Origin of the sequence: Devosia sp. (assembly GCF_965229025.1) — a bacterium.
Classification (GTDB): Bacteria; Pseudomonadota; Alphaproteobacteria; order Rhizobiales; family Devosiaceae; genus Devosia_A.
Genome location: NZ_OZ245853.1, coordinates 2,504,340 through 2,520,382 on the forward strand (window position 1 = coordinate 2,504,340; position 16,043 = coordinate 2,520,382).

Sequence of the window (16,043 nt, forward strand, 5' to 3'; positions counted from 1 at the left end):
TACCTTTGGCGGTGGTTTTGCTCTATTTTAGCCCTTCTGCGGCGCTGCCTTGCAGGATGTTGATAGTCTATGGGAGAAAATTGGTGGAATCTGCCAAATTTCAAATCACTGCCATAGACCGCAAGATCCTCCGCGCCCTGCAGGAAGACGGCCGCATGACCATCCAGGCCATCGCCGACCGGGTCGGCCTCTCGGCATCGCCATGCCTCAGACGCATCCGTCAGATGGAGAAGGCGGGGGTGATCGCTGCCTATGCTGCTGTCATCGACCAGAAGGCAGTGGGGCTGCCGGTCTCGGTGTTCATTTCCATCAAGCTTGAGCGCCAGCGCTCCCTCGAACTCGACCGCTTCGCCAGCGCCATCGCGGCCTGGCCCGAGATCATGGAGTGCTACCTGATGACCGGCCAGTTCGACTACCTGCTCCGCGTCGTCTGCGCCGACCTCGCCGCCTACGAAGCATTCCTCAGGGAAAAACTCACCCAGGTCGAAGGCGTCAGTTCAATCGAGTCGAGCTTCTCGCTCGGCCAGATCAAACACTCGCGGGTGCTGCCGATCTAGAATTGGCGCGACCATTCAGTGATGGACTCGATCACCCGGTACACGTCGTCCCCGAGCGCCGGATAGAGCGGCAGGCGCACAAGTCGGTTCCACATCGAGTCAGTAACGGCCATCGACCCCTGTGCCCGGCCAAACTTTCTGCCGGCAATCGAAGAGTGCAGCGGCACATAGTGAAACGGCGTGGTGATGCTGCGCGCCCGCATGAAGGCGATGAAATCGTCCTGAGCTGCCTCGGTTGGCAAAATCAGTTGAAACATGTGCGCGTTGTGCCCGTAATCGACGCCGACAGACGGCGCGGCAAACCTTTCCGCCATAGTGCTGCAGGCCGCATGATACTTTGCCCAGAGGGAGAGCCGGTCCCCATTGATGCGCGAGAGGTCTTCGAGTTGCCCCGCCAGCATCGCGGCATTCAATTCACTGAGGATGAACGACGCGCCCGCATCAACCCACGAGTATTTGTCGACCGCCCCTTTGAAGAACGCTGTGCGGTTGGTGCCCTTTTCGAACGCAATCTCAGCCTTAGGCAGCGCAGCGGCCTCATTGACGATGAGCGCCCCGCCTTCGCCGCAGGTGATGTTCTTGGTGAAATGAAAGCTGAAGGCAGCGAAATCGCCGAACGATCCGGCAGGCCTGCCCGCGGCATCTCGCGCGCCGATGGCATGCGCAGCGTCCTCGATGACCGCTATTCCGTGGCGGCGCGCGATGGTCAGTATCCGATCCATGTCGCAGATCACGCCGGCATAGTGCACGGCGATAACAGCGCGCGTCTGCGGCGTGATCGCGGCTTCAAAGCAAGCAGGGTCGAGATTGAGTGTTCGGGGTTCGACATCCACGAACACCGGGGTCGCACCCCGCAGAACGATGGCATTGGCAACCGAGGAGAAGGTAAAGGACGGGACAATTACCTCGTCCCCCGGCCCGATCCCGATGATGAGAGTGGCAAGCTCCAGCGCTGCGGTACCGGAGGTGGTGAGGAACGCCGCGCCGCCACCTGACGTGCCTGATATCAGTTTGCGGCTCAACGCCGAGAACCTCCCGTCACCAGACCGCACCCCAGCCTCCAGCGCCTCCGCGATGTAGCGCTGCTCATTGGGCGAACGCGGCGGCACACAGAAAGGGATCTGGGCAGCCGATGCCGGTGTCACCATGCTCAATTGCGAGCCCGCAGACCGAGCCGCTGGCGCAATTCGACGGATGTGGTCAGCGGACGCTGCGCCAGGCTGGCCATTTCGGCCAGACGGGAGACCAATCCGGGGTTCGTGGCGGGGGTGCGCCGATCATCGAACCATAAGTTGTCTTCAAGGCCAACGCGCGCACCGTCTGCCACTGCGAGACCAAGTATATTGGCCTGCAGCTGGTAGCGCCCCAGTCCGGCGATCGCCACGGTCGCCTGATCTGGCAAATACGAGTTGATCAGGCCAAAGTGAGCGGGATCGACCTGCGCACTGGAGAGGTTGCCCAGCAAGACGTTCACGTAGAACGGCGCCGCCAGCAGGCCCTCGTGGATCAACTGATGCATGAAGGCGATCATGCCCAGATCGAACACTTCGATCTCGGGTTTGACACCGGCCTCGAGCATCTTCTCGCAAAGCCGGCGCACGGTATCATGGTCGTTGATGCTGGCGCCGGTGACGAAGTTGAGCGATCCAAGCGTCAGGCTCGCCATATCAGGGCGGATGTCGAGCGGCAGTTGCAGCACGGCCGCGCGCTGATCGATGGTTTGTCCATGCCTGCCACTGGTGGTGGCGCACAACACCAGTCCGCGCGTTGTGTCGTCGGCGCGAAGCTGCTCGAAAACGGCGGCGAAGCGCTGCGGCTCGCAGGATGGTTTGCCCTCTTCGTCGCGCACGTGAAAATGAGCGATCGCCGCACCGGCCGCGTAGCTCTGCCGCGCCTGATCGACAATTGCAGCGGTGGTCACCGGTACGTTTGGATTTTTGCGGAAATCGGCCACTGCCCCGGTCAAGGCGACATTGATGACAAAACCCCGGCGATATCGGTCTACGGACCCGCCTGCACTAGCCACTACTATTCTCCGTTCCGCGCTCTTTACGGCGCTTCATAATTTTCCCGCAGCACGCGCGCCGGTACGCCACCCACCAGCGACCGGGCGGGGACGTCCTTGGTCACAACGGCACCTGCCGCAACAAAACTGCCCGCACCGATACGGCATCCGTCAATGACATTGGCACCCATGCCGATTGTAACCTTGGGCTCAAGGACGCAGTTTCCCGCAATGTTGGCTGCAGGGTGGATTGTGCAATAGGCACCAATATCCGTGTGATGCCCGATTGTAGCTCCTCTGCCAACCCTCACGTGAGAACCGAGTTGGGTGAATGCAGCGACAATGACTCCAACATCGATGCTCACCCCTTGTGACAATTTCGACCGATCCGAAATGACAGCTGTTGCGTGAACCAGCGTTGCAAACGGAAATCCCAGTGCGGCAACCTGATCGATGAACACAGATCGGCGGGGCGTTGCGAGGCAGCAGATTGCCGCGTGGGTCGTGGCTAGCGACGCGATGTCATCGATCCAGTAGACCCGGAGGTCTAGAATTGAAGTTTCGCAGAAAGCCCGATCGAGGTTTTCGACAAAACCCACGATCTCGAAGGCCGCGTCCGCTTCGTGGACGTCAGCATAAACGGCCGCATATGAGCGCGCACCAAGGACCAGAACAGGGTGATTTATTGAGTCTGTTCCGCGCATCTTTGTGTCCAACGGCAAGTGCCCGGAGATACCTTCATCCCTTGCCGGTTTCGTCAAGCCGGCCTTTCTCGGGCGCCGTAGCTCCCCTGGTTTTGCTGTGGACATCAATTGGACCTAGTCACCTGAGGCTCGCGTGAAGAGCTATTGTTCAACCATGCAGCAGTATGGTGGAAATGGCCCACGCGCGTGATAAGTGACTTTTCCAATTTCAGCGCGTTTCGTATTTCAGTCAGGCATCTACTGTGAACCAACGCGAGCCCTTCCTGATCTGCATCTGTTCCCCCCCTTATGATGTTGGGTCGGGGGGTATTCGTGCACTTCACCTGTTGTGCCATCATCTTAACCGCCTAGGATTCCGGGCTAGGATGGTGGGACTTGGCGGCAGTGTCCCCAGCCACCTTGAGGCTCCGCTCGCAACGACGCAGGACCTTGCCCATGCCAGGTCCGGGGCAAATGATGTCTTGGCCATTTATCCCGAGACCTATAGTAGCAACATGCTTGGCGCCCGACATGTTGTTCGTTACCTGTTGAACAGGCCGGGCATTGCTTCGAGTTTGGTCAGTGACAGCTACGGACCAAACGACTTCTTTCTGCACTTTGACGAGAGCCACGTGCCAGAGAGGCGCCGGTCGCGGGACATGTTCTTGCCGGTGGTCGACCGTGCAACCTACCACCCACCAGCTGCGGGAACGACACGCAATGGTTTCGTGATCTGCTCGAGGCGCAAGCCAGATAAGCCGCTCGTGTTGCCGCAGTGGATGACTCCTCTCTCCCTTGTCGTTCCCCACCGACCAAAGACCCACGAAGAGCTCGCGGAGCTCTATCGGGCTTCACGCGCGCTTATTGCGTTTGATCGAACATCCGCCATCTACGAGGCGCTCTGCTGTGGGTGCCCGATAGTCGCCCTTAGCACGGACAGCTTTAACCAGAAAACGTATCAACCAAGATTTGGTGGGGCGGGTATGACTTGGACGCAAGACGAAGCCGGATTGGCGCTTGCCAGCGCCGACGTACAACGGTTTATCGACGTCTACCATCGTATCGAGAGCGACCTTCCCGACAAGATTTCGCGCACCTTCACAGATATCCTCGCCGAGTGCGCAGCACGCAACCGCTCCACGGACTTTACACCGCGAACGGCTTGACTTGGCTGTTGCCGGTTCGGTGGACCAGAAGTCATGCTGGCCGCTCAAAATAATCGAACAACACCGGCACATACTGACGCGCCCCGGGCGCAAGCAACGAACGCAGCGCCCTTCCAGTAATTTCAGCCACTCGTACCTAGCCACTTGTCTGGCGCCTGGAGCCACGCGCCCGCTCGACTGAGCTCCGCCTCTACCTTTGACAAGCTTTTTGGTGCATGCGACCAGATAGATCTGCGCGATATTGCTACAAGATTCGACAGTATGAACGACCTGAAGAAGCAGTTGTATATCCAGATCCTGGTCTATGCCTACGATGAACGCTCGGGTGGGGTCAGGGCTCTTTATTTGCTTTGTCATACGTTGAATATGTTAGGGTTCCAAGCTTACGTGCACCCGGGAGGCGGGGTGCCCTCCCACCTCATCGCCCCCACCGGATCAGATCTTCCGGGCGATAAAGTGCTCGCCATTTATGGAGAGGCCCAGCCCGGAAACGTCTTTGGCGCGGCCCACGTCACGCGCTTTCTGCTCAACAAGCCAGGTGTCCTTGCCGAGGACGTAACACCAACCTACGGACCTGATGACTTTATAATTTCGTTCGACAAGAGCCACGTGCCTCCAGGTAGATCATCCTTCGACATGTTCGTCCCACTGGTGGATCGTCGCTACTATTTCCGTGAAGAACCGGGCCGGAAGCGGAACGGCTTCGTGCTGTGTTCAAAGCGGAAGCCGTCGCAACCCTTGCCGATTCCATCTTGGGCGACACCGCTGACTCTGGTGCTACCGCATAGGCCACGAACCCATGAGCAGTTGGGTGAAATCTATCGCTCGTGCCGAGCCATGATCGCGTATGAACGCTCTTCGGCCATCTACGAAGCGCTGGCCTGTGGTTGCCCTGTCATAGGTATCCCTTCGGAAGAGTTCAACCCGCAGACGTATCAGCCGCGCTTTGCAGGTGCCGGTATAACCTGGGAATTCGCAGAAGATGCGATTGCTGAGGCTGAGAGAGCCACGCTGCGGTTCGCCGAGGCCTATAGGGAGATAGAACGAAGCTTTCCTGAGCATGTCGAGACCACTTTTATGGCGATTCTGCAGTCCATCGTCGCCTCAGGAATAGGGGTCACACGGGTCGTCGCGTCCCAGGACATTGTTGCACCGCATCGCGGCGGCAATTCCAGCTAAGGTCGCGAACGCGTCACACCGCAAACGGCTTGAAGTGCTTGCTGAGCTTCAGCGTCTGGGCCTGGTAGTTCGAGCCGACGCCTGCGCCATAGAGGCGGTCGGGGGCTTCGGCGAGGCGTTCGTAGACCAGGCGGCCGATGGTTTGGCCGTGGCCAAGGAGGAACGGGACTTCGCGGCTGCGGACTTCGAGGACGGCGTGACTGCCGGTGCCGCCAGCGGCTGAATGGCCGAAGCCGGGGTCGAAGAAGCCGGCATAGTGGACGCGGAATTCACCCACTAGCGGATCGAACGGCACCATTTCAGCGGCATAGGCCGGTGGCACGTGGACGCTTTCGCGCGACACGAGGATATAAAACTCATCGGGATCGAGGATGAACTCGTCCGAGCCACGGTTGATCAGCGGCTCCCAGTAGTCGAGGACGTCGAGCACGTCCTTCAGATCCATATCAATCACCGGTGTATGACGCTTGGAGCGGAACCCGATGAGCCCGTTGCGGTCGGTGCCCTTCAGATCGATCGACAGCAATACACCGTCGCCCACTTCGGCATTCTGTTCGAAGACCAGCGTTTCGACGTTGTGCAGCGTCTTGTGCTCGAACAGGCTCAGCCGCGAGTCCCCAACGCGGAAGCGGATCTGGCTCAGGCGTGAGCCCGTCCTGACGCGCACCGGAAAGGTGCGGGGGCTGATTTCGAGAAACAGCGGGCCCTTGTAGCCCGCGGGCAGTACGTCAAATCCGCGTGCCCGGTCACCGATAACGCGGGTGAACACGTCGAGGCGACCGGTCGAGCTCTTGGGGTTGGCGCCGGCACTGACCATTTCGGGGAGCGCGAGGGATTCCTGCAGCGGTACCAGATAGACGCAGCCGCGCTCGAGGACGGCGCCGCGCGTCAGATCCAGTTCGTGCAGCTTCAGGGTCTCGATGCGATCGGCAACAGTGTGCTCGGGGCCCGGCAGGAAGCTGGAACGGATGCGGTAGGCGACATCGCCGAGACGGAGATCAAGGCTCGCGGGCTGCACCTGGTCAGTGTCAAACGGACGTACCGTGCTGATGCCGCCGCGCTTGGCCAGGCGCTCGATGAAGCGCGCCGGAAAGACGCCCTTCGCCCACAAGTCGTTGTCCAAATTTCGCATCCCGCAATACCCTACCCTTCTTGCCTATCAACCCATGCGATTGACGCCAAGTCGCAATGGGTCGTATATCCACGGCATGTACCGACAGTGACCCAACAGTCACAATCGCGGCATGGTGGTGATTTGGCCGGTCTGATTGCAGCCACCTAAAACAAGTCGCTAAAGGGACCCTTGTGCCGGCCGCAGACGACGCGCGCCGGCATTTTTGTATTTGAGGCTAGACATGACCAAGTCGAACAACCCGCTCAACGACCCCAAGAACCGCTCGGCGGCGACGATGCTGGTTCATGGCGGGACAGAACGCAGCCAGCACCGGGAGACGTCCGAGGCGCTGTTCCTGACCTCTGGCTACACCTATCCGAATTCGGCTTACGCGGAGTCGCTTTTCAAGGGCGACATTGTCGGCCACAACTACTCGCGATTTTCCAACCCGACCGTCGAGATGTTCCAGAACCGCATGGCGCTGCTCGAAGGCGCTGAAGCGTCGCGGGCGTTTGCGACCGGCATGGCGGCGGTCACCGCTGCAGTTATGAGCCAGGTGCGTGCCGGCGACCATATCGTTGCCTCCCGCGCGCTTTTCGGCGGCTGCCGCTATGTGGTCGAGGACTTCATGCCGCGCTGGGGCGTCACATCGACGCTGGTCGATGGCCGTGATCCCAAGAACTTCGAGAAGGCGATGCAGAAGAACACCAGGCTGGTGTTCATCGAGACGCCCACCAACCCGACGCTGGAACTGGTCGATATCGCGGCCGTCGCCGAGATTGCCCACGCGCACGGCGCGAGGCTCGTGGTCGACAACGTGTTCGCTACGCCGCTCTATCAGAGCCCGCTCAAGCTCGGGGCAGATCTCGTCACCTATTCGGCGACCAAGCATATAGACGGCCAGGGCCGGGTGATGGGCGGGGCGGTGCTTGGCTCCAAGGAGCTGATCACGGCCGATGTGCACACCATCCTCCGCCAGACCGGGCCATCGCTCAGCCCGTTCAATGCCTGGGTCTTGCTCAAGGGGCTCGAGACCCTGCCATTGCGGGTCAAGCAGATGACCGAAAGCGCGACCCGCATTGCCGACTTTCTGGGGGCGCATCCCAAGATCAAACGCGTGATCTACCCACACCATCCCTCGCACCCGCAATTCGAGTTGGCCAAGCGCCAGATGAAATCGGGTTCGACGCTCGTGGCGTTCGAAATCAAGGGCGGACAGGAGGATGCGTTCAAGCTTGCGGACGCATTGGCGGTGATCCTGATTTCCAACAATCTGGGCGACGCGAAGTCGATCATCACCCACCCGCGCACGACGACCCATCAACGTCTCACGGAAGAGGTGCGGCTCGAGTCCGGGATCACTCCCAGCCTCCTCCGATTGTCGATCGGTCTAGAGGACGGCGATGATCTGATCGCGGACCTCGGGTACGCGCTCGACCAGATCTGATCGGGGCGTCCGGGGCACGTTCCTCGCCGCTCCAGTCTTTTGTTCATATACTGTTCATGTCTGAGGTCATTTTGTGACCAAGGGTGTCCAATATTTCTAAATATTTCCAGCCTTTCCAAGATTTCATCTAGCCTACCAATACCTCACCTGACTTTGCGCCTCTTCGTCCCTACTTACGGGATGGAGTTCGGCTTGAGGTGGTTGGTATGAAACGCATGATCCGATGGGGGTTGGTTATTCTGGTGCTGGCAGTGGCTGGCGCCAGTGGCTGGCTGGCGCTGCAATCCCCTGCCAAGGAAGCCGCTCCGCGCACGGTCCCCGTAACCCGCGGAAATGTCGAGGAAACTGTCCTCGCCTCCGGCGTAATCGAGGCGAGTTCGCTGGTCAGCGTCGGCGCCGAAGTCTCGGGCAGCATCAAGACGGTCAACGTGGCGCTAGGGGACAGCGTGAAGACCGGCGACGTCATCGCAGAGATCGATTCTCTCAATCAGGAGAACGCTGTAAAGGCGGCTGAGGCCTCGCTCGCCAACATCCAGGCGCAGCGCAAGATCCAGGCTGCGACCTTGGCGCAGGCCCAGGTGGCGTTGACTCGAGCGAACAAACTCAGTCCCCAGCAGCTCATCTCCGATGCTGACTACCAGTCCGCGCAGCTGGCGGTCACCACCGCCGAAGCGGAAGTCGAGGCCATCGACGCGCAGATCCAGCAGTCGGAGCTAAGTGTCGAGTCTGCCAAGCTGAATCTCAGCCGCACCAAGATTGTCGCACCGATGGATGGCACCGTTGTGTCCCTCGAAGTCGAGGTCGGGCAGACCGTCAACGCCTCGTCGAGCTCCCCGACAATTGTAAAGCTCGCCAATCTCGACAACATGGTGGTGAAGGCGGAGATCTCGGAGGCCGACGTGCCGCGCGTGGTGCCGGGCCAGAAGGTCTACTTCACCATTCTTGGTGACCCCAACACACGCATCGATGCCACGCTGCGCGCCGTGGAGCCGGCACCGGACTCCATTTCGAGCGACACCACCACATCGTCTTCAAGCTCAAGTGCTATATATTACAATGGCTTGTTCGATGTCGCCAACCCCGACCACAAGCTGCGCATCTCGATGACGGCCCAAGTGACGATCGTGCTCGACCAGGCTGAGGACGTCTTGACCGTGCCCTCCTCGGTACTGACCAAGATGGGCAAGCAGGGCTACTCGGTGCTGGTCTGGGACCAGAATGCCAAGAAGGCCGAACCCAAGAAGGTTGAGGTTGGCCTCAACAACAACGTCAGCGCCGAGGTCAAATCCGGGCTCGCGGAGGGCGATCAGGTTGTGACGACAAGCACGTCCACCGCGTCCGGGACCGCAAGCGGCGCCCGCAGTGGGACGGCCAGTGCCAACCGGAGCTTGCTGGGGGGCGGCGGACCGCCGCCGTTCTGAGGGCCTCGATCATGGAACCTATCATTGAAATCAAGGGCCTGAGGCGAGAGTTCGCGGCGGGCACCGAGACGATCACCGTCCTCAAGGATATTGATCTCGCAATCAACCCCGGCGAATTGCTTGCGATCATCGGACAGTCCGGGTCTGGCAAGTCGACGCTGATGAACGTCCTCGGCTGCCTCGACAATGGCTGGACCGGTGAGTACCGGCTGGGCGGGCGGGATGTGGCGCGGTTGAAGGCCGATGAACTGGCAGAACTACGGCGCGAGTATTTTGGCTTCATCTTCCAGCGTTATCAGCTCCTCGCTGACCTTGACGCGATCGAAAACGTCGAAATTCCAGCTATTTACGCAGGTGCGCAGCGTGGCGCCCGGCGAGAGCGGGCCAAGGGGCTTCTGGCTCGCCTTGGGCTGGGTGATCGGATGACGCACCGCCCGAACGCCCTCTCGGGCGGGCAGCAGCAGCGCGTCAGCGTGGCGCGCGCCCTGGTCAATGGCGGCGATATCATTCTCGCCGACGAACCGACGGGTGCTCTCGACAGCCGCAGCGGCAAGGAATTGATCACGCTGCTCAAGGAGTTGCACGCCGAGGGGCATACGATCATCATTGTTACCCACGATCCGGCGATCGCAGCCCAGGTCGACAGGGTGATCGAGATCAGCGATGGCGTTATTGTATCGGATCGTCGGACCGTCGATGAGCCGGTGAGCGCAGCTAAAGCCGCCCCGGAAATCAAGCGCATCCCCCGCTGGCGCGAGGCGCTGGAGCGCAGCGCCGAGGCGTTCGGCATGGCGTGGCGGGCGCTGTCCAGCCACAAGCTGCGCACGTTCCTCACCATGCTCGGCATCATCATCGGCATAGCCTCGGTGGTGTCGGTGGTCGCACTGGGACAGGGCAGCCAACAGCAGGTCCTCGAACGCATCAGTTCTATTGGCACCAACACAATCAACGTGTTACCGGGCGCCAACGCCGCCGATCGGCGATCCAATATCCGTACGCTCGTACCCTCGGACGCTACCGCGCTGGCGGCCGAACCCTATGCCGACAGCGTCACGCCGCAGGTGAGTTCCAGCGGCCAGGTGCGCTATCGCAGTGTGAGTGCCACCGGGCAGTTCGTGGGCGTGGGCCCGGACTTTTTCCGGGTGAACAATCGTACCTTTGTGGAAGGCGTAGCCTTCGACGCCGATGGCGTTGCCGCGCTAAGCCAAGAGGCGGTGATCGACACCAAGGCGCGCGATACGCTGTTCACCGACGGGCAGGATGCAATTGGCCAGGTGATCCTCGTCGGCAATGTTCCGGTCCGGGTTATCGGGGTTGTGGAAGCGAGTACCAACAATTTCGGGCCGCAGTCGAATTCGATCAGCGTCTGGATGCCCTACACCACGGCGATGTCCCGCATTCTGGGCCAGAGTTGGCTCAGCTCGATCACCGTGCGCATTGCCGACAGCGCCGATGTCACGGAGGCGCAATCCCAGATTCAGGCGCTGATGGAGCAAAGACACGGCATCGTGGATTTCAACCTCCAGAATACCGACACGATCCGCTCGACGATCCAGTCCACCTCGCAGACGCTGACGCTGTTGATCTCGGCGATTGCGGTGATTTCGCTGATCGTTGGCGGAATCGGAGTGATGAACATCATGCTGGTGTCGGTGAAGGAGCGGACGCGCGAGATCGGGGTGCGTATGGCGGTGGGCGCACGCCAGAGCGACATCATGCAACAATTCCTGATCGAGGCCGTGATGGTGTGCCTGATTGGTGGCGTGGCGGGGATCGCCCTGTCGTTCGCAATCGGGGCGGGTGTCAGCCAGTTCGCGTCCGGCCTGACGATGATCTACTCGCCCGTAACGATCGCTGCTGCCTTTGCTGCGTCTACGCTGATCGGCATCACCTTCGGCTTCATGCCAGCGAGATCTGCGGCCCGCCTTGACCCAGTGGTGGCACTGGCGAGCGAGTGATCGCTTGCCAGCGAAATACCTTAGTGCTGGTGCGGCTCGTCGCCGAACTCGTGCGGCTTGAAGTGATAGTCTGCCGAGCAGAACTCGCAGATCACCTCGATCTCGCCGTCAACCAGCATTTCGGCGCGATCCTCGGGGGTGAAGTTGTCGCGCAGCATCGCCTCAATGCGTTCGGCCGAACAGTTGCAGCGCTCTTCGAGGCTCACTGGTTCGAAGACGCGGACGCCGGTTTCGTGGAAGAGCCGGAACAGCAGGCGCTCGCCCGATAGGTCCGGATCGGCCAATTCGTCATCTGCGACGGTGAGGATCAACGCACGCGTGGTCGTCCACTTATCGTCTTCCACATAGTTCGGATCGGCCGTCTCGGGGTTGTCGTAGTCCCCGTCTCCCGGCAGGTCGGGCATCTGGGACTGGCCGTGCGGCGGCAGGAACTGCACCAGTGCACCACCGGCGCGCCAGTGTGGGCGGCGATCGCCGCGCTTGGTGTGCTGCGCTACCGCCAGGCGGATCAGCGTCGGGATCTGCTCTGACTGCTGGAAGTAGGTGTGTGCCACATCCTCAAGCGAGCCGCCTTCGAGCGCAACGATGCCCTGGTAGCGTTCGGTGTGGACGCCCTGGTCGACGGTCATCGCCAGGTGCCCCTTGCCCAGAAGCTGGCCAGGCTGCGTCTCGCCACGCTCGATCGCCTGCTGCACCAGATCGGCATCAAAACGGGCATAGCCGCGCAGGCCGTCCGGCGCGTCGAGGTCGACGACCAGGAGGTTCACCGGTCCATCCGTCTGCGTCTGGAGGATGAACTTGCCCTGGATTTTCAGGGAAGACCCGATCAACGCGGCCAGAACGACCGCTTCGCCGAGCAGGCGTGCTACAGGCGCCGGGTAATTGTGGCGCATGAGGATGGCGTCAAGCGCCGGCCCGAGACGAACGATACGGCCGCGTGCGTCGAGCGCTTCCAGCGTGAACGGCACAACCACATCATCGCCGCTTTCCGGTCGGTCGAGGCCGTACACGCTCAATTGAGTTTCAGTCATTGCAGTCTTCCCGATCTCGCGAAAACATGTCGCCGCCCGTTGCCGGACGGCGACTGCCGCGTCAAGTGTTGTGCCAGCCTGCGTTCAGGCTAGATGTTTTGCTGGTCCTGGCCGAGGGCCCAGCACAGGATCGCCTTCTGCGCATGCAGCCGATTTTCGGCTTCATCAAAAACCACAGATTGCGGCCCGTCTATGACTTCGTCGGTCACCTCGTCGCCGCGGTGCGCCGGCAGGCAGTGCATGAACAGGGCATCCTTATTCGCCAAGGCCATCAATTGGGTATTGACCTGGTAGGGTTTCAAGACCCGCCGGCGCTCGGCAGCGTCGGTATCGCCCATCGACACCCAGGTGTCGGTGATTACCAGATCGGCGCCCTCGACGGCCTCGCGGGGATCTTCGATCAGCTTGACCGCAGCACCGGCCTTTCGGATGTCCGCCAGCAGGTCCTTTTCCGGCCAATAGTCCTCGGGAACCGCGATAGTCAGTTCGGCTTCAAACAGCTCTGCCGCGTTGACCCAGGAGGCAAGTACGTTGTTGCTGTCGCCGACCCAGGCCACCTTCGCGCCCTTGAGGCTGCCGCGATGCTCCTCGAAGGTCATCACGTCTGCCATGACCTGGCAGGGATGGGCGCGACGGGTGAGGCCATTGATCACAGGGACTGTCGCAGCTTCCGCCAACTCGAGCAGATCGGCGTGGGTGAGGATGCGGATCATGATCGCATCGACATAGCGCGACATGACCTTGGCGGTATCGCTGAGGGTCTCTTCGCGCGAGAGCTGCATTTCAGCGCCGGACAGGAAGATGGTTTCGCCGCCCAGCTGGCGCATGCCAACATCAAAGCTCACCCGGGTCCGGGTGGACTGACGCTCGAAGATCATGGCGAGGACTTTGTCCTTGAGCAGTTGCGGCTTGTCGCCCTGCTTCAGGCGGGTCTTAAGCTCGACGGCCTGGTTCAGCATGCTGCGCAGGGCGGTTGCGTCAAAGTCGTCGAGATTCAGAAAATGTCTCGGGGCGGTCATCGACCTCTCCTCTGTTGGACATGCGCGACGGAAACCGATGGTCTCCGCCGCAGCAGGCGCCTGGTGTCAGGCAGTCGTCTTGGCGCCGACGGCCTCGCGCTCGATGGCTTCGAAGGCGGCAGCGAGCTTGTTCGCGGCCTCTTCGATATCGGCCTCGGTGGCGATCAACGGCGGCAGAAGGCGGAGAACGTTCTCGCCCGCGCCCTGTGCCAGCATGTGATGATCGTCACGCAGGCGGGCAACGAACTCCCGCACCGGCGGCGCGATCTTGATACCTGCCAGAAGGCCCTTGCCACGCAGCTCAAGCACATAGTTTGGGAAACGCTGCTGCAACTGCTGCAGGTGCCAGGCGAGGCGCTGACCCATGGCATCGACATGGGCGAAGAAGCCCGGGGCCAAGACCTGATCGAGGACCGCGTTGCCGATGGCGCAAGCCAGCGGGTTGCCGCCATAGGTGGAGCCGTGCGTTCCGGGGACCATGGACTTGGCCACCTCACCCTTGGCGAGGCATGCGCCCAGCGGGAAGCCGCCGCCGATGCCCTTGGCAACAGCCATGACGTCCGGCACTATTCCCGACCACTCATGAGCGAAGAACTTGCCGGTGCGGCCGTAACCACACTGCACCTCATCGAGGACCAACAGCATGCCGTGCTTATCGCAGAGGGCGCGCAACCCGCGCATGAACTCGACAGGCATCGCTGTGACGCCACCCTCACCCTGCACCGGCTCGATCAGGATCGCGCAGGTGTTGGGCGTAATGAGCGCTTCGACTGCCTTCAGGTCACCCGGCGCCGCGTGAACGAAACCGGTGAGCGCCGGGCCGAAGCCCTCCACATAGTGCGGGTTGCCCGCCGCAGCGATAGTGCCGAGGGTCCGGCCGTGGAAGGAGCCGGTGAAAGCAATGATCTCGTAGCGGTCGGTCTCACCCTTGGCCCAAAAATAGTGCCGGGCCGTCTTGATCGCGCACTCGAGCGCTTCGGCGCCTGAATTGGTGAAGAAGACGCTGTCGGCGAAGGTGTTGTCGACCAGACGCTGGCCCAGCCGCTCCTGCTCGGGAATGGTGAAGACGTTGGAGGTGTGCCAGACTTTTTCGGAAGCTGCCTTCAAGGCGCCGATCAGATGCGGGTTGCCGTGGCCCAGCGCGTTGACCGCGATGCCGGAATGAAAATCGAGAAAAGGTGTTCCGTCCTGCGAGAATAGTCGCACGCCCTCGCCCCGCTCGAAGGCGAGTTCAGACCGGGCATACGTCCCATAAAGCGCAGACATCAAAGCACCCCTTTCCTTGGGCAAACAGCGAGTGAGTGGGACTGTTGCAAAAGACCCACAAAAACCAAAAACGCGCTGCGGAATGCGGCGCGTTGCAGGGCTTCCATATGCCTTTACGTGGTAGTTAAGTCAACGGATTGGGCCCAAGTGCCTGATTTGACTCGGCTTCCAAGGGGCAAAAAACCAGGGTGGGTTTTCCCCGTGTAAAACCGGCACGGCGCTTGATCCTGATTCCGCGACCCGTGTAGTATCAACGCATTGGGACACGATATCTCGTGTGGCGGACCCATCTGACCTACGATGCGTAGCGTTAAGTGCTGTCGATAAATGTCGACGGTGCGATTGGGGAGTCCGTCGAATCCTGAGGCGGCTAGGAGCTTATTGTCGATGGGTTGGACTGAAGAACGCGTCGAGCTGCTCAAGAAATTGTGGCTTGAGGGGCTGAGCGCGAGCCAGATTGCCGGTGTGCTCGGCGAAGGCGTTACCCGCAATGCAGTTATTGGCAAGGTGCACCGGCTGAAACTCAGCGGTCGGGCAAAGCCGGCCAACTCTGCACCTCGGGTGCGGACCGCGCCACGGCCAGCGGCTCGTCGCGTGGCGTCGCCGGCTGGCAACGTGCGCCCGGCAGTCGGCAACGCCAGCGGCGGTGCGATCTTGCGGTCGCGGGGCATGGGCGGCGGTGGTGGCTCGATTCAAGGCGCAACGGCGCTCAAGATGTCGGAAGATGTTGAAGCGAGTGTGGAATACGCACCGCAGGCGGCCGAGCTGTTCATCCCGGTAGAGCAGCGGCTGACTTTGCTGCAACTGAGCGAAACCACCTGCAAGTGGCCGATCGGCGATCCGCTCACCCCGGACTTCTATTTCTGTGGTCAGCACTCCAACGATGGCAAGCCTTACTGCGAGTTCCATTCGCGGCGCGCCTACCACCAGTTGGACAAAAAGAAACGCTAGTCTCGCGATAAACTGCATTTGCCAAAGGGCCGGGAGCAATTCCGGCCCTTAGCTTTTCACGCACGCCGTGATGTGCAAGTCTTGCTCACGTGCAGCTTGGGTAGCGTCATGCGGTGCTTACCGGCTGTGTCGTGACAAGCGGCCAGAGTTCCAGAAGTGCCATTTAGGAGCATGGCGGACTGTCAGCCGCGCCTGCCCCATTTCTCGCCAAAGAGAACCAAAACTCACCTCAAGAGTTGGACCTTT

General features: G+C 61.0%; 14 protein-coding genes and 1 riboswitch. Of the genes, 7 read left to right on the forward strand and 7 right to left on the reverse strand.

Translation table 11 applies throughout. The annotated features are described in order from the left end of the window. Positions 1-83: 83 nt before the first annotated feature. On the forward strand, positions 84-557 hold the full coding sequence (locus ACO06J_RS12270) for an Lrp/AsnC family transcriptional regulator (RefSeq protein ID WP_421761002.1): 474 nt from the start codon (positions 84-86) through the stop codon (positions 555-557). Here the strand turns inward: ACO06J_RS12270 and rffA are convergent. From rffA to ACO06J_RS12285, 3 genes are read right to left on the reverse strand one after another with little or no spacing between them, the layout of a single operon-like run. Continuing rightward, on the reverse strand, positions 554-1,705 hold the full coding sequence (gene rffA, locus ACO06J_RS12275) for a dTDP-4-amino-4,6-dideoxygalactose transaminase (protein ID WP_421762500.1): 1,152 nt from the start codon (positions 1,703-1,705) through the stop codon (positions 554-556). The two genes, ACO06J_RS12270 and rffA, sit on opposite strands and share 4 nt — an antisense overlap. Before the next feature lie 2 nt (positions 1,706-1,707). Further along, entirely contained in the window at positions 1,708-2,583 is an 876-nt protein-coding gene (locus ACO06J_RS12280) for a 3-keto-5-aminohexanoate cleavage protein (protein ID WP_421761003.1), read from the reverse strand. Positions 2,584-2,606: 23 nt separating this feature from the next. Then, a complete protein-coding gene (locus ACO06J_RS12285; protein ID WP_421761004.1) occupies positions 2,607-3,266 on the reverse strand; it encodes a hypothetical protein in 660 nt (219 codons plus the stop codon). Between the two features lie 461 nt (positions 3,267-3,727). Here ACO06J_RS12285 and ACO06J_RS12290 point away from each other — a divergent pair, with 461 nt between their 5' ends. Together ACO06J_RS12290 and ACO06J_RS12295 are read left to right on the forward strand one after the other, a co-directional pair. After that, the gene (locus ACO06J_RS12290) at positions 3,728-4,411 is read left to right on the forward strand and encodes a hypothetical protein (RefSeq protein WP_421761005.1); all 684 of its coding nucleotides are present in this window, start codon (positions 3,728-3,730) and stop codon (positions 4,409-4,411) included. 261 nt (positions 4,412-4,672) lie between these two features. Next, on the forward strand, positions 4,673-5,590 hold the full coding sequence (locus tag ACO06J_RS12295; protein WP_421761006.1) for a hypothetical protein: 918 nt from the start codon (positions 4,673-4,675) through the stop codon (positions 5,588-5,590). 13 nt (positions 5,591-5,603) lie between these two features. Here ACO06J_RS12295 and ACO06J_RS12300 read toward each other — a convergent pair whose 3' ends face one another. Beyond that, positions 5,604-6,713 (reverse strand): 2'-deoxycytidine 5'-triphosphate deaminase, encoded by a 1,110-nt coding sequence (locus ACO06J_RS12300; RefSeq protein ID WP_421761007.1) that lies wholly within the window; start codon positions 6,711-6,713, stop codon positions 5,604-5,606. Positions 6,714-6,827: 114 nt separating this feature from the next. Further along, positions 6,828-6,906, forward strand: a riboswitch (SAM riboswitch). A gap of 39 nt (positions 6,907-6,945) precedes the next feature. On the opposite strand from ACO06J_RS12300, the gene metZ reads away from it, so the two are divergent. The 3 genes from metZ (at position 6,946) to ACO06J_RS12315 (ending at position 11,530) form a co-directional block, all read left to right on the forward strand. Beyond that, positions 6,946-8,151 (forward strand): O-succinylhomoserine sulfhydrylase, encoded by a 1,206-nt coding sequence (gene metZ / locus ACO06J_RS12305; RefSeq protein WP_421761008.1) that lies wholly within the window; start codon positions 6,946-6,948, stop codon positions 8,149-8,151. Positions 8,152-8,357: 206 nt separating this feature from the next. Then, complete coding sequence (locus ACO06J_RS12310) at positions 8,358-9,572, forward strand: efflux RND transporter periplasmic adaptor subunit (protein WP_421761009.1); 1,215 nt, start codon at positions 8,358-8,360, stop codon at positions 9,570-9,572. A gap of 8 nt (positions 9,573-9,580) precedes the next feature. Next, positions 9,581-11,530 carry a MacB family efflux pump subunit gene (locus ACO06J_RS12315; protein ID WP_421762501.1) on the forward strand — a complete coding sequence of 650 codons (1,950 nt, stop codon included), beginning with the start codon at positions 9,581-9,583 and terminating at the stop codon, positions 11,528-11,530. Positions 11,531-11,550: 20 nt separating this feature from the next. Here ACO06J_RS12315 and ACO06J_RS12320 read toward each other — a convergent pair whose 3' ends face one another. The 3 genes from ACO06J_RS12320 to ACO06J_RS12330 form a co-directional block, all read right to left on the reverse strand. Beyond that, positions 11,551-12,561, reverse strand: a complete 1,011-nt coding sequence (locus ACO06J_RS12320; RefSeq protein WP_421761010.1) for an Hsp33 family molecular chaperone — start codon at positions 12,559-12,561, stop codon at positions 11,551-11,553. A gap of 89 nt (positions 12,562-12,650) precedes the next feature. Then, on the reverse strand, positions 12,651-13,580 hold the full coding sequence (gene argF / locus ACO06J_RS12325) for an ornithine carbamoyltransferase (protein WP_421761011.1): 930 nt from the start codon (positions 13,578-13,580) through the stop codon (positions 12,651-12,653). 66 nt (positions 13,581-13,646) lie between these two features. Next, positions 13,647-14,846 (reverse strand): aspartate aminotransferase family protein, encoded by a 1,200-nt coding sequence (locus ACO06J_RS12330; RefSeq protein ID WP_421761012.1) that lies wholly within the window; start codon positions 14,844-14,846, stop codon positions 13,647-13,649. A 387-nt stretch (positions 14,847-15,233) separates the two neighbouring features. On the opposite strand from ACO06J_RS12330, the gene ACO06J_RS12335 reads away from it, so the two are divergent. Beyond that, positions 15,234-15,797, forward strand: coding sequence for a GcrA family cell cycle regulator (locus ACO06J_RS12335; protein WP_421762502.1), 564 nt, complete (start codon positions 15,234-15,236; stop codon positions 15,795-15,797). Positions 15,798-16,043: the final 246 nt, after the last annotated feature.

What these genes read in the sequence shown, in the direction of transcription:
- rffA (WP_421762500.1), bottom strand. Translation starts at nt 1,705, where the DNA reads ATGGTGACACCGGCATCGGCTGCCCAGATCCCTTTCTGTGTGCCGCCG.
- ACO06J_RS12295 (WP_421761006.1), top strand. Translation starts at nt 4,673, where the DNA reads ATGAACGACCTGAAGAAGCAGTTGTATATCCAGATCCTGGTCTATGCC.
- ACO06J_RS12320 (WP_421761010.1), bottom strand. Translation starts at nt 12,561, where the DNA reads ATGACTGAAACTCAATTGAGCGTGTACGGCCTCGACCGACCGGAAAGC.
- argF (WP_421761011.1), bottom strand. Translation starts at nt 13,580, where the DNA reads ATGACCGCCCCGAGACATTTTCTGAATCTCGACGACTTTGACGCAACC.
- ACO06J_RS12310 (WP_421761009.1), top strand. Translation starts at nt 8,358, where the DNA reads ATGAAACGCATGATCCGATGGGGGTTGGTTATTCTGGTGCTGGCAGTG.
- ACO06J_RS12285 (WP_421761004.1), bottom strand. Translation starts at nt 3,266, where the DNA reads ATGCGCGGAACAGACTCAATAAATCACCCTGTTCTGGTCCTTGGTGCG.
- ACO06J_RS12330 (WP_421761012.1), bottom strand. Translation starts at nt 14,846, where the DNA reads ATGTCTGCGCTTTATGGGACGTATGCCCGGTCTGAACTCGCCTTCGAG.
- ACO06J_RS12335 (WP_421762502.1), top strand. Translation starts at nt 15,234, where the DNA reads ATGGGTTGGACTGAAGAACGCGTCGAGCTGCTCAAGAAATTGTGGCTT.
- metZ (WP_421761008.1), top strand. Translation starts at nt 6,946, where the DNA reads ATGACCAAGTCGAACAACCCGCTCAACGACCCCAAGAACCGCTCGGCG.